The organism is Winogradskyella vidalii (assembly GCF_013403955.1).
Lineage (GTDB): Bacteria > Bacteroidota > Bacteroidia > Flavobacteriales > Flavobacteriaceae > Winogradskyella > Winogradskyella vidalii.
The window spans coordinates 1,425,807-1,438,414 of record NZ_JABFDG010000001.1; the positions used below are offsets into that span (position 1 = coordinate 1,425,807).

Below are 12,608 nucleotides of genomic sequence, written 5' to 3' on the forward strand. Positions count from 1 at the left end.
AAGCCATAATGGCCTACGCTAATTTTTACGCATCTGGTAGGAAAATTGAACGATACTTTAAAGGAGGAAATGGACCATCAATGTAAAATGGGGTTTGTATCAGTTTTAAATACAGATAATGAATTAGATACAACTATCGGTTTCAAAATTATGAAGCTATTAGATTAGTTTATGGTTTTCTGTTTGATGAAGTAGAAATTTGATTCGTTAGAATAGATGTGATTTTACACCCCTATGAGCTTCGCTCGCTACCATTACACCCAACGTGTTTTGTTTCTCGTTAATCCTCAATGAGACAACCCTAAACCTCAACACATAGTTTAATTTAAAAAACGATTCCTGTAGCATATCAGTCAATAACAAAGTGAATAACGTTACGCTATAGTCTTAATATATAGTACTTTGTAGCAAATCTAAAAATCATACAGTTATGGACAACGAATTTGCAAAACACGAAGAAAACTATATTGACATCTATCAATCTAAAGGCTATACGGCAGGTTTCCATTTTAAAGATGGCAGTTTGATAGGCAATGATTCCTCACATACGTACCAACCCGAGGACTTACATATTGTGGCAGAGCACCGCTATGAAGGGATGAGTAATCCATCGGATATGTCTATATTATATGTTATTGAAACGAACCAAGGCGAAAAGGGTACGATGTTGTTAGGCTTTGGACCTAATGCCGACTTGGAATTGTCTGAGTTTTTTAATGCTATACCGGATTCTCAAATTTCGGATAAAGCTAGTATTAACGCCGATTAGGTCTCAGTGCTTCTACGCGCTTTAAGGTATAATAAAAAAAGTCCAATCTTAATTGATTGGACTTTTTGTGGTTGTTGTTTATAATTACAACCCCAAAGGGGGTGAACATAAGCGTTTAATTAATCGTCTTTGTTTTTTATTTTTTCGGCACGGTCGCGGCGTGTTTCGTTTTGTTTACCATATTGGTTGTAATGGTCGACTTTTAAAGCGCCTTTCTCGTCGGTTGTATTTTGATGCAAACGCTTTTCGTGTTCTTTGTCTTTGTCTTTGTCTTTATTTTGGTCGTCTTTTTTATCTTTTGTCATGATTAAAGGTGTTTAAATTATTATTGGGTTTATGTCATTGTGTTGTAAAGCTTTAAATAAAAGCTGTCCTCTTAAGAGGGGGGCCTTACAGTTTCGGTTTTAATGCTATAATGTATAGGTTTAAATGTTCCGCCATTGCTGTCTTCTGCAGAACAGGCGGTAAGTGCCACTAGCAAGTCCATTTGTGCTTGAAACTCAATGTAGTCTCCAGCTTTAGATGTTGGTGGCTGTACAGATAGTTGACCATTGGTGTTGAATTGTACATTCATAAAAATATTAAAGGCTGTGGGTATGTCATCTACGCCAATACCGTAAGGTTGCAGGTGGTGTTGTAAATTACCTAAGCAACTGGGATGCTCGCCTTTGTGGTTATACATAATTTGAAATGTTTCTGGGCTGCAAGGGGCTAGTAGGAAATCGTTTCGTCCGTTAGTATCTTCAATAATTTTCATCATTTTCTGCGAACGATTGGACCAGAGGTAATTTCCTTTGGTTAGTAATAGGTTTTCTTCAAAATCTAAAGATTTGCCAGAGGATAATTTTTCTTGGTGATCTTTAGCATTAAATAGCACCATATCACTTACTTGCTCTCCCATGGGGTCTATGACGGTAAGAATCTCGTTCTTTTTAAGCAGAAAGGCTGCGCCAGATTGTTTGTCTATTACGTTAACTAGTGGTTTCATGTTGTTGGTTTGGTGTTATGAAATGGACATTTCCAATGGCTATCTACAGCTCTGCCACTGTACTGTTTGGTTTCAGAATCTTTTCCGAAATCTTTAAGTACCGGATTGATATGTCCTTGTAATTTTTTATCTCGTTTTCTAATGCGTTTTTTTATTTTCTTATAACTTCCCATGGCTCTTAATTGCTCAAACTGGACGTGTAGATTAAATACGATGGTTGGGTATGGACTTTGCCTTGCTATTCTGGAACTGTTAGGATGAAGCCCTACAATATAAAACGCACGGCCTTTGAGGCTGAAACTAAAGGTGGCCTCTTCTGGGTTATCACTAACCGATGGGTCCCAATCACAGTCGTCTAACTCGTGCAGTTGTTGGAGCGTTTGCCATAAGCTGTTTTCAAAATCGATTTCAGTTTCGTAATGCTCAAAAGGAAAAACAGCTAAGAATGATTCAAATGTATTTGATTCGAAATCATATTGGTCTATAAAAGCTTCGAGATCATTTAAAATATTATTTAACACCTCAGTCTGCTTAGAGGATTGGTAAACTTTGAGATGGTAATTGTCGGTCATAAATAAAGTTTTAGCCATTACACAAGGATGTTTTTGTGTAAGGATAAAATCTTTATATGCTTGATCTATTGTTTTGTATATGGGGTATGATTTGGCTATTGTTTTCATAGTTACATGGTACTAAATGTATGATTGAATCAAATTTAAAAACGATAAAACCAATGATTTTCCTCCATTACTAATTTTTTTAACTCCATTACTTTGTAGTTACCTGCTCTCGACTTGTTTAGTGATTGCCTTGCTTTATTTAGAAAAGCTGTTGCTGTTGTAGTACTATGCCTAAGGTGTAAATAATATAGGGGATTAATTTTGTACTAACCTCTGTATAAAGGTGGGCATTGTTGGTGATGTAGGCTAGTTTACTAACCGTTATTTATCGTTTGTCATTATCAGCTGCCCAAGTCTTGTACCGGTCAAACTGCTCATCGTCTAGGATGTCTTTTAGAATCTCAGCTTCTGCATCAATACGGTCGTTAGCCGAAAGTTGTTCGTAAGGGTTTTCGGGGTCTGCAGTCATCCACTCGGTAAGCGCCGTTTCATAACGTTGCTGTTGGCTATCGTTCATTTCGAACCGCGCATATAAACGCATCTGTCTTTCGGGGTCTTTTAGATTCCAATTGGTATCTATATCAGCCGTTTTCTCTTCGTAGGTATAGTCGTCGTCTTCAAGGTTACCGTCTTCTTCTTCATAATTTCGAGTGTCGGTAAGTTCTTCGTTCATAGGATTTCTAGTATCGATATGAACGGGGTCTTTTGAGGTTTCATTTTTACATGAAAAGGAAAGCGTTAATAGTGCTATAGCTAGAATTTGATAGGTCGTCTTCATAATATAATATTTTATAGTTTTAATAAATATAAGCTGAAGGCGGTCATTGTATTAGCGCTATCGATTTAAATGTTGACCAATTTAGAACGTAGAATTAATTGAAACTATTATGAAGGTATCTATTCTTGATTAACCTTAGGCATTAATCGTTTGGTGGTGATACCATGTAATACAATAGATAGTAGGATAATAAAAGCGACAATAGAGAACACGTGATTGACGTCTTCAAAATTACCGTGTTTTATGGCATAGGTGAGGTAAAATACGGAACCGATACCACGAATACCAAAAAAGGAGATGGCCCATTTCTTTTTAGCGCCTAACCCCGATTTATACAAGCTTATATATCCTAAAAGTGGTCTTGCTATGAGGACTAAAAACACGCCGAAGCCTAGTGTGGGCAAGGAATTAAAATTGAGAATACCACTCATTAACGAACCGCCAAAGAAAATCATCCAAAAGATAATGAGGAACTTTTCTACATTGGTAATAAACCCTAAACTAGGCGCGCCTTCGGTAGTTTCGTTATTGGTATGTTTGTGGTAATGGGCAAATAGCCCCGCCATAAATACGCTTAAAAACCCATAGCCATCTAAAATTTCGGCCAAGCCATAAGAGATTAATGTTAATGATAAGGCCACAAAAGCCTGATGAATTATCCGCGCCTTAGGAGTGGCGAGTTTGTGAGTCATATAGCTGTAAGCAAAACCCACAACAATACCGACAATAACACCGACTATGATTTTAAACAACAGATAATAGCCCAGCCATTCTTTCCACTCGTCAATACCTAAGGTATCGCTTTTAGACCATAAAATGGCTAAGAATACAAAGGGAAACGCTAAACCGTCATTAAGTCCGGCTTCTGCGGTAAGGTTATATTCAACCCCCACATTTTTAGTCGCCACCGTTTGTTTTTTATTGAGTTGTATTTCTGAAGCTAAGGCCGGATCTGTAGGTGCCAAAACAGCCGCTAATAGTACCGCAACAGGACCATCGAACCCGAGGATATAATAGGCGATTAAAAACACAGCAGCCATAAATAAAGGCATGGTAAACCCAATTAAACGCAAGGGGTTATGCCATTCTTTCCATGAGTAATTAAGGCCAATCTTTAGACCCGCTACCATTAAACTGATAATCACAACCAGTTCTGAAAAGCGTAAGGTCATATCAATTTCCCATACAGGGTTAGGCCAGGGTAAAGGTGTTTCTAAAAAATATAACAATGCCCCTAATACCAATAGCGGAATGGTGTAACTGATGCGAAACTTTTTTAATACAATAGGAAGGAAGCTTGCAAAAAGCGACGTGATCCCTACAATAAGTAATATGGTGTAATAAGGTGTCATAGCTTAACTGTTGAACGTAAATTGTGATCAGGTTGCGTTATTGTTGAGGTTGAAATTTGGGGGTGTAAATCTCAATAAGTTACCGGTTACAAATTGGCATTATTTTTTTACTAAGCTTAACCCATTTCCGTTTATTAGTGGCTTATTTAGTGTGTTTTATCCTCGGTTGGGTTGCGTTGTTAGAAGCTGAAATAAGCGCACTCTAAAGACTTAAAAGAAATAATATCTTAGGGAATAAAATGCTAAGCTCAGAATATTTACCTAACTTTGAAACAGAAATGCGTGGGGTGTTCTGAGCAATCAGGACTGAGATGATACCCATAGACCTGATTTGGATAATGCCAACGTAGGGATGCAGACATAGGATAATTTCCATTGCACCAATTTATTGGCTTCCATAATAGGGTTCTTAATCTTTAAAAGAACTATAATAATGGAATTAGAAAAAGTAAATCAACAACTTGTACCAGAGAAAACAGAAACCTGGCAAGGACGATCAGAATGGTTTTTTAACCGAAAATACACCGACACTTACGAAGCATATTACGAAGGCCCTTATAAGCGTGCCGAAGTATGGCAAAAAGAGGTCTTAGAACAGCTGGTGTCTAAAGATAAACGTGTTAGTACGTTACTCGAATTTGGTTGTGGTACTACCCGTTTTACCCGTTGGTGGAAAGACATTGGTATTGAAGCTACGGGGGGCGATATTTCACCTTTTATGCTGTCTCAAGCCTTGCATCGCTTTGATGGTGATTTGGTGATGGCAGATTCGCATCACCTACCTTTTAAAGATAACACCTTTGATGCTTTAGCCTTTATAACCACGTTTGAATATTATAAAGACCCCGTAAAAGTGATTAGAGAAGCCGCTAGAGTAGGGCGACACGGTATTATTATGGGGATGATGAATCGGAATACGCCCAAACTAATTAGACGACGTACCCAACAGTTTTTTGGGAAGAATGATTTTTATGTCACAGCCACGTTTTACACCCCTCAAAAGCTAATTAAGATTATCGATGTGGCTTTAGAAGGGCGAACGTATAGCATAGAATGGAAAACCACAGGGTTGCCAAAATGGTTTCCTGTACAGAAATGGAATTTGCCTGTAGGGGACTTTTTTGGCTTGTACATTAAACTAGAAGATTGATGATGGCAAAGAAAACAGGTAAAATAACAGCATCTGATTTTAATCAATTTCTTTTGAACAAATGTGGGAAGACTCGACCAGAAGTTTATGTAGGTCCACAATTTGGTGTTGATGTGTCTATTGTAAACTTGCCCAATGGCCAAGCCATGGCTACGGCAAGCGACCCCTTGTCTTTAATTCCCTCATTAGGTTTAAAGGCGTCGGCTTGGCTTTCGGTACAGTTAGTGGCTAATGATATCGCAACCACAGGATTTGCGCCCATGTATGGCCAGTTTGTACTGAACCTGCCAGCACATTTTCCTGAACAAGATTTTCAAACCTATTGGAATTATATCCATCAGTTTTGTACCGATTTAGGTGTGGCCATTACAGGCGGTCATACCGGATTTGTAGAAGGACAGCATTCAACCATTGCAGGTGGTGGCACATTTACTACCATAGCCGCACAAGAGCAGTTACTCACCTCAAGCTTAGCGCAAGCAGGTGATGTGATTTTAGTGACTAAAAGTGCTGCCCTATCGTCGTCTGCTATATTAGCGATGCATTTTCCTGAGACCGTAAAGCAAAATGCCGGCATTGAAAATTACCAAGCAGCCTGCGCTTCGTTTTACGATATTTCGGTGTTGCCAGAAGCTGTAATTGCCAAGGCTTTAGAAAATGGAAAGGCCATCACCGCCATGCACGACGTTACTGAAGGTGGTATTTTAGGTGCTATCTATGAAATGGCTATAGCTTCGGGAAACGGTGCTATTATTGAAAATGAGAAACTTCCTGTAGATGAAGCCCAATCTAAAGTCTGTGAGGTGTTTTCATTAGACCCACGCTATTGTATTGGTGCAGGATCTATGATTATAACTTGTAAACAAGCAGCTGTTCCTCAGCTTATAGCGCAGTTAAAAACTAAGGCAATCCCTTGTGTTGAGGTCGGTAGAATGACTAAAAAATCACAAGGTATAACGTTAATTGAGAAAGACGAAACCACGGATGTTATCTATCACGATAAAGATCCGTATTGGGCCGCCTTCTTTAAAGCTTTACAATTAGAATGGAAATGAGCCCCCATACACAACCCATAGCTTCAGGAATCTATCTGGTGATTGATCCCGCTATGGCAGAACCTATTTTACTAGAAAAGCTTCAGGTGATTCTCACTAGGAACATTGCAGCGGTTCAGATTTGGGATAATTTTGATGAGGTTGCCAATAAATTAGCACTTATCAAGAAAATCCATACACTATGTGCAGCAAAACAAGTACCTGTACTTATAAATAACCAATGGGAAATTTTAAAAACGGTGGCCTTAGAAGGGGTTCATTTTGATAAAACACCTCTAAATATAGACGTCATTAGAAAAGAAATTACTCCTAATGCGCTAATGGGGCTGACCTGCGGCAATGATTTAGATGTAGTACACTGGGCAGCCCATCATCAAATGGATTATATTTCGTTTTGCTCCATGTTTCCGTCATCTAGTGCCGACAATTGTGAGATAATAAGCCACGAGACGATAAAAAAAGCAGCACAAATTTTTAAACAGCCGCTTTTTTTGGCAGGAGGCATTCACCCCGAGAACATAAAAGCATTAAAGACCTTAGATTTTGATGGCATTGCAGTAATTTCAGGAATAATGAATGCTGAACATCCCGATGAAGCCATTGATACTTATACCAACCACTTAAAAACTATAGCATGAGACTTAATACGATAGAAAAATTATGTTGTCCGTTTGATAAATCGGATTTAACCTTAAGAATTATTACAAAAGAAGATACCGATAACATTAAGGAAGGCATTTTGTCTTGCGCACATTGTAAACGTGTGTATCCGATTGTGTCAGGAGTTCCGATTATGAATCCTGATGAATTTAGAGATTTTGAACGCGAAGCACCTATGCTTGAAAAATGGGAACAACACTTGGTGGACAACCATGCCGATACGTTTAAAATTTCAGAAGGAAAAATTATTGCGATAGCGCCGTAGCAAGATTTAGCTTATGAGCAGAAAATTAAGTCTATTGTTACCAATTGTTTTACTAAGGTCTTAAGAACTAACAGCTGCTAAACTAGAAACCGAAAAGACAAGGAAACCTGAATTTATGAACGGTGTTGACACGGTTATTAGCAATGCCAAATCTTTTTAGAAGGCCTAAAGTCATTGCGGTTATACCATAAGTGCCAACGTTTTAAGGGCCTCAACCAGTAAGTAGAAATTATAAGACGGATTTTTCTCAATTAGTTTTCCTTAACTCCATTAAACGGTATGATATTACATGCACTACGTGGTATTTGAAATTACGACATACGCTCTTATAAGCCCAAATGTTAAGCAAAAAAATGAAACCTGTCAATCAGCACTTTAGTGTTTTGCGTATACAGAAAAAAGTGAGGCTGATACTTTGGTCGCGTTTTTTTTGAACTAAAAAAAAACTATATTTATCGCTTTAGCTATTTGCTAAGGATTTACAGGTACAAAGTATGAAGCGTATAGTAAGCGTAGTCGTTATTTTTTTTAGTGTGGTGCTCAATGCACAACACCTAGAGCGATTAGACAGTTTGTTGCTTGAAGGCATTTCTGCCCGAAGTAACAAGGACTATGCAACGTCTTTAGAATTATTAACCGAAGTACGTACGGTAGCTGAAGCTAACCATTGGTACAAACAACAGTTTTTGGCGTTAAATAATATTGGTGCTAATTACTACTCTATGTTAGATTATGGGGAGGCGCTAGACTACTATTTGGAAGCCTATACCATTGCTTTAAAACACCTCAATGAAAACGAGGAAATGACCGTTTTAAATAATATTGCCATTCTGTATAGTAAAGAAGGTGAGCCCGAGAAAGCAAAAGCCTATTTTTACAAGGCCTATCTGATGGCAAAAGAACACGACGATACGATTAAAATAGGACTTTATGCCGTTAATTTAGGACTTGCGGGGAATGAACTGAACACGTTAGATGAAGCCTTAACGTATTTGGAAGAAGCGAAGGAGCGTCTTACAGGCCGTGCTAACTTAATACTTTTGGTAGATATTGCGCTGGCTGAAAATCATTATAAACGAGGGGATTTAGATACGGCAGAAGCCATGGCTAAAACACTATTACCACGTCTAAACGCTATAGAATTTATTGAAGAAAAGATTTCTACACTTACAGTACTGTCTAATGTGTATCAGGAAAGGGGAGCGCTTACAAAAGCTATTACTTATGCTGAAGCAGCTCGGGAAGCAGCGCTAAATCCAGATCTTAAAATCTCAACGTATGAGCAGTTGGCCAAATTGTATAAAGCTCAGGGACTAATGGATGCAGCGCTAGTAGCTAAAGATTCTATTATTGCTTTGAATGACACTTTGTTCACCATTAAGAACGGTCGCTTTTTTGAGGCCAATAAAGTAAAATTTGAAATTGCTAATTACCGTCGAGAATTGCAGCAAAGCAGCGCTGAGCAACGTGCCGAGCGTATGCGACTTTATACTTTGTTGGGCTTTTGTGCGTTGGTTATTGTATTAATATCTTGGGCCTTGCGGAACAGCTTTATTAAGAACAAGCAACGTAAGATACTACACGACAGGAGTCAGGAAATTATAGCCTTAGAACTTGAAAAAGAAAAGAGCGATAATTTGGTGTTAGAAAAGCAACTGCATGCTAAAGAAGCTTTTTTACTATTAGAACAAGAAAAGCTTAAAAACAAAATAGAGACCCAAAACCAAAAGTTGGCGGCTAAAGCCTTGCAGATATCTAGTAGAAATGAATTGCTAAAGGATGTGATTAATTCGTTATCTAGCCAAACTGAGATTTCGAAAAACGTCTTTCTTACTCGCAAAATAAAAGAGCTAAAAAGTTTACTAAAAAACGATAATGAATGGGAAAGTTTCCTAAAGCATTTTGAAGCTGTTAACCAAAATTTTATTTCCGAACTTAAACGACGTCATCCAGAATTAACCGCCAATGATATTCGCTACATCAGTTATTTGTATATGGATCTTACCAATAAAGAGATTTCGTCGCTCTTTAATATTACCGCTGTAGCCTCTAGAAAGCGAAAAGAACGCATAAGTCAGAAAATGGGACTCTCTGAAAGCTCAGACTTATATCGTTATTTGTCAAGTATTTAGCTAGTGATGTCACACTTTTTATTTTTTCTGTCGCATTAATTGTTTGAAAAACTTAGCAATTGTAATTAGTATTGGAGAATATTGAAATTCACTAAAACGATTCATTATGACAAAAACAATTACGCGCTTTTTACTAGTACTCGTCTTTGCAGTACAACACACATTTGCTCAAGTTGAAATTACCGGATCCACAGATTACGGTAGACTATTAGACCTCACTTATGATGCTAATGTCCCTAACAAAATATATGGTATTACCTTAGGAAACCATGTTGTGGTCTCTGAAGATAATGGCGCAACCTGGTCTATTTTATACACCATGGATTTAGTGGATTACTCACAAATTGATCAGTTAAAGCTTTCTGCAGATGGTACAGCCTTAACGTTTACGCTCTATGCACAGAACTCTACGGAAAATGCCGTTTTGGTTTATGATTTAGCTTTAGAGGCCTTGGTACGAATAATACCGGTGCCTAACCAAGACGAATTAGCACACGTTTCCTCTTACGATTTTTATGATGGCAATATGGATGTGCTTATTATGGATACTAATTTTCCTGTAGGCTGGGATAGGGAATCTAAAGTATATTACACTGCTGATGGTGGGATTACTTGGGATATGATTTACTATACCAATGATTATGATACGGTTTTTTTAAATGAAGTAGCCATAAGTCCTTCAGATCCTGATACTGTGTTTTTAGTAAGAGGAAATGGAAGTACCGATATTGATGGCGGTTTATTTGTTTCTACAGATGCTGGTGCGACATTCACAGAAGCTTTATCTGGTAATGTTTTAAGTACTATGGCCTTTGATCCATCAGATGATCAAACGATGTATGTAGGTACAGGTATTAGTTTTGGAGCTTCACCAGAAAACTTATATAAATCTACAGATGGAGGTACAACGTTTAGTGCCGTGCCTATTACGTGGACAACAGGTATATTAGAAGATATTATAGCTATTAAATTTAACGAGAATAACCCGTCGCAAATCATTGTTTTAGAAGAAAATGAAATCGTGATTTCTGAAGACGGCGGTACCACCTTTGTGAATTATGTATATCCTTACGATAACACCGATAGTTACTTTTACGGTTTAAATGCTAGCTATAACCCACAGAACTCTGATGAGATCGTGATTAGTTCTAACTATATTCCGTTATTCTCTACCGATGGTGGTGAAACAGTTAGTGTTATTGCTAATCCTTATTTTGTAAGTACAGGTACGAATGCTATTTTTTCTGATGTTAACAATTCTAGTCTTTATTACGGTGTGCAACAAGGTTTTGTACATAGAGACTTAACCACGGGAGAAGATACGCCTTATAATTTGATGCCTTTAAATTCGTATTCTACAGGAGGGACATCCTATTTTTTTGATAGCAATGTTGCTAATCGTGTTTTTAGTTTTAGTTCTAGCTTTATAGGAAGTGCTTTCAATATTAGTAATGACAATGGTTTAAATACTACGCAATTGCTAAGTGTATTTACTAATAGAGTGTCTGCTTTAGCAACCTACCCTTCAAATACAGAAACTATGATTGTGGCATTTGCAGGCTATGATCCTGGTGAAACACAATTAAAAAAGATTGATTTTAGTGATTTAAATGCCGTTGTAGTTACAGATATTGTTTTACCAACGGTAGATTATATTAACGGTATTGTAATTGATGCTAGTGGTACTATTACGATGTCTTTAGGGACTGAGGTGTATGTGTCTACAGATGATGGCAGCACTTGGGAAGCCAATAGTGCGGGCTTAGAAATTTTAGATGTTTTTGATACGATTTACGACTTACAAGAAGATCCCTTAACGCCAGGCACCTTTGCTATGGCAACTACTAAAGGTGTTTTTATGTCTACAGATGGAGGTGCAACTTGGGCTCAAAAATCTACTGATGTTACTAATAAAGTTGCATTTTCTACAGAAACTGTAGGAGCAATGGTGGCTACAACTTATACGAGTATATCTACATTATTTGAGTTGCATTACTCTGTAGATTATGGTGAAAGCTGGACTAAAATTCATAACGATCAATTATTAAGTATAGGGTCTTCATCGTCATCATATCAATTTGAAGATAATGCGGTGACTGTATTTGTTGGTACTTATGATATAGGACTTATGGAATATAGTATAGATTTAGAGGTGCTAGGAACACCTGACTTTGCAGAAAGTGCTCATACGATGGCTGTTTACCCTAATCCTACATCGGGTGTGCTACAAGTAGATTTAAACAAAGCTACAGTGACAGAGGCTACGGTATATAATTTGTCTGGAGCCAAAGTAATGACCTTTAAAGGAAGTGCAACCCTTGATATTTCTGATTTAGCATCAGGTATTTATGTTTTACGTGTACAAGACTCTAACAATGTAGTCGGTTTTAAACGTATTGTAAAGCAGTAATTATTAATTTCATCCCTTATTATTAATTACGCTCCAAGAGCCCTCATAATTCTTTTTATGAGGGTTTTCTTTATGTTAGGATATATTAAGAAGCTTTTGTTATGTACGTTTAGTTATGCTGAATCTTCGCCGGTTAGCTGTACAATAGAAAACGTCTACCATGCTAGCGCATTGCTATGGCCTTTTTTTATGCACTTACGCTTTGAAGCAGAGCTTCGGCGTAGTGCATAAAAAAAGTCTAGCACTTTCGTGCTAGACTTTTACTGCTGTAGCGAGAACGAGATTTGAACTCGTGACCTCTGGGTTATGAATCCAACGCTCTAACCAACTGAGCTACCTCGCCATTTTCAATTACATTTTGATAAAGTTGCTCAAGTTATTGTCAAAAGCATCTATGTAATTGCGGCTGCAAATATAAAAACAATTTCC

12 protein-coding genes, 1 tRNA gene and 1 riboswitch are annotated in these 12,608 nt (G+C 37.6%); of the genes, 7 read left to right on the forward strand and 6 right to left on the reverse strand.

Going from position 1 to position 12,608, the window contains the following annotated elements; genetic code table 11:
* The first annotated feature begins 430 nt into the window (after nucleotides 1-430).
* Nucleotides 431-769, forward strand: coding sequence for a hypothetical protein (locus HM982_RS06060; RefSeq protein WP_179352202.1), 339 nt, complete (start codon nucleotides 431-433; stop codon nucleotides 767-769).
* A gap of 119 nt (nucleotides 770-888) precedes the next feature.
* Here the strand turns inward: HM982_RS06060 and HM982_RS06065 are convergent, their stop codons facing one another.
* The 5 genes from HM982_RS06065 to HM982_RS06085 all read right to left on the reverse strand — a co-directional run bounded on the left by HM982_RS06065 (nucleotide 889) and on the right by HM982_RS06085 (nucleotide 4,507).
* Nucleotides 889-1,074 (reverse strand): hypothetical protein, encoded by a 186-nt coding sequence (locus HM982_RS06065; protein ID WP_179352203.1) that lies wholly within the window; start codon nucleotides 1,072-1,074, stop codon nucleotides 889-891.
* 71 nt (nucleotides 1,075-1,145) lie between these two features.
* Nucleotides 1,146-1,757, reverse strand: a complete 612-nt coding sequence (locus HM982_RS06070) for a DUF1989 domain-containing protein (protein ID WP_179352204.1) — start codon at nucleotides 1,755-1,757, stop codon at nucleotides 1,146-1,148.
* Nucleotides 1,754-2,437, reverse strand: a complete 684-nt coding sequence (gntA, locus tag HM982_RS06075) for a guanitoxin biosynthesis heme-dependent pre-guanitoxin N-hydroxylase GntA (RefSeq protein WP_179352205.1) — start codon at nucleotides 2,435-2,437, stop codon at nucleotides 1,754-1,756. Before gntA ends, HM982_RS06070 begins: the two co-directional genes overlap by 4 nt.
* A 265-nt stretch (nucleotides 2,438-2,702) precedes the next feature.
* Complete coding sequence (locus tag HM982_RS06080; RefSeq protein ID WP_179352206.1) at nucleotides 2,703-3,155, reverse strand: hypothetical protein; 453 nt, start codon at nucleotides 3,153-3,155, stop codon at nucleotides 2,703-2,705.
* 119 nt (nucleotides 3,156-3,274) lie between these two features.
* Nucleotides 3,275-4,507, reverse strand: a complete 1,233-nt coding sequence (locus HM982_RS06085; protein ID WP_179352207.1) for a cation:proton antiporter — start codon at nucleotides 4,505-4,507, stop codon at nucleotides 3,275-3,277.
* A gap of 273 nt (nucleotides 4,508-4,780) precedes the next feature.
* A riboswitch (TPP riboswitch) is annotated at nucleotides 4,781-4,877 on the forward strand.
* A gap of 63 nt (nucleotides 4,878-4,940) precedes the next feature.
* Here HM982_RS06085 and HM982_RS06090 point away from each other — a divergent pair.
* The 6 genes from HM982_RS06090 to HM982_RS06115 all read left to right on the forward strand — a co-directional run bounded on the left by HM982_RS06090 (nucleotide 4,941) and on the right by HM982_RS06115 (nucleotide 12,179).
* Nucleotides 4,941-5,657, forward strand: a complete 717-nt coding sequence (locus HM982_RS06090; RefSeq protein WP_179352208.1) for a class I SAM-dependent methyltransferase — start codon at nucleotides 4,941-4,943, stop codon at nucleotides 5,655-5,657.
* Complete coding sequence (locus HM982_RS06095) at nucleotides 5,657-6,712, forward strand: AIR synthase family protein (protein WP_246296578.1); 1,056 nt, start codon at nucleotides 5,657-5,659, stop codon at nucleotides 6,710-6,712. The genes HM982_RS06090 and HM982_RS06095 overlap by 1 nt, the downstream gene beginning before the upstream one ends.
* On the forward strand, nucleotides 6,709-7,350 hold the full coding sequence (locus HM982_RS06100) for a thiamine phosphate synthase (RefSeq protein ID WP_218849767.1): 642 nt from the start codon (nucleotides 6,709-6,711) through the stop codon (nucleotides 7,348-7,350). Before HM982_RS06095 ends, HM982_RS06100 begins: the two co-directional genes overlap by 4 nt.
* On the forward strand, nucleotides 7,347-7,637 hold the full coding sequence (locus HM982_RS06105) for a Trm112 family protein (protein WP_179352210.1): 291 nt from the start codon (nucleotides 7,347-7,349) through the stop codon (nucleotides 7,635-7,637). Before HM982_RS06100 ends, HM982_RS06105 begins: the two co-directional genes overlap by 4 nt.
* Nucleotides 7,638-8,131: 494 nt before the next feature.
* Entirely contained in the window at nucleotides 8,132-9,769 is a 1,638-nt protein-coding gene (locus tag HM982_RS06110) for a tetratricopeptide repeat protein (RefSeq protein ID WP_179352211.1), read from the forward strand.
* Nucleotides 9,770-9,875: 106 nt separating this feature from the next.
* On the forward strand, nucleotides 9,876-12,179 hold the full coding sequence (locus tag HM982_RS06115; protein ID WP_179352212.1) for a T9SS type A sorting domain-containing protein: 2,304 nt from the start codon (nucleotides 9,876-9,878) through the stop codon (nucleotides 12,177-12,179).
* Between the two features lie 269 nt (nucleotides 12,180-12,448).
* Here the strand turns inward: HM982_RS06115 and HM982_RS06120 are convergent.
* Nucleotides 12,449-12,522 (reverse strand) — tRNA-Met (locus HM982_RS06120).
* Nucleotides 12,523-12,608: the final 86 nt, after the last annotated feature.

Excerpts from the sequence above, each read along its gene's own strand:
- HM982_RS06095 (WP_246296578.1), top strand. The coding sequence starts at position 5,657 with ATGATGGCAAAGAAAACAGGTAAAATAACAGCATCTGATTTTAATCAA.
- gntA (WP_179352205.1), bottom strand. The coding sequence starts at position 2,437 with ATGAAAACAATAGCCAAATCATACCCCATATACAAAACAATAGATCAA.
- HM982_RS06065 (WP_179352203.1), bottom strand. The coding sequence starts at position 1,074 with ATGACAAAAGATAAAAAAGACGACCAAAATAAAGACAAAGACAAAGAC.
- HM982_RS06090 (WP_179352208.1), top strand. The coding sequence starts at position 4,941 with ATGGAATTAGAAAAAGTAAATCAACAACTTGTACCAGAGAAAACAGAA.
- HM982_RS06105 (WP_179352210.1), top strand. The coding sequence starts at position 7,347 with ATGAGACTTAATACGATAGAAAAATTATGTTGTCCGTTTGATAAATCG.
- HM982_RS06085 (WP_179352207.1), bottom strand. The coding sequence starts at position 4,507 with ATGACACCTTATTACACCATATTACTTATTGTAGGGATCACGTCGCTT.
- HM982_RS06110 (WP_179352211.1), top strand. The coding sequence starts at position 8,132 with ATGAAGCGTATAGTAAGCGTAGTCGTTATTTTTTTTAGTGTGGTGCTC.
- HM982_RS06060 (WP_179352202.1), top strand. The coding sequence starts at position 431 with ATGGACAACGAATTTGCAAAACACGAAGAAAACTATATTGACATCTAT.
- HM982_RS06100 (WP_218849767.1), top strand. The coding sequence starts at position 6,709 with ATGAGCCCCCATACACAACCCATAGCTTCAGGAATCTATCTGGTGATT.
- HM982_RS06080 (WP_179352206.1), bottom strand. The coding sequence starts at position 3,155 with ATGAAGACGACCTATCAAATTCTAGCTATAGCACTATTAACGCTTTCC.
- HM982_RS06070 (WP_179352204.1), bottom strand. The coding sequence starts at position 1,757 with ATGAAACCACTAGTTAACGTAATAGACAAACAATCTGGCGCAGCCTTT.
- HM982_RS06115 (WP_179352212.1), top strand. The coding sequence starts at position 9,876 with ATGACAAAAACAATTACGCGCTTTTTACTAGTACTCGTCTTTGCAGTA.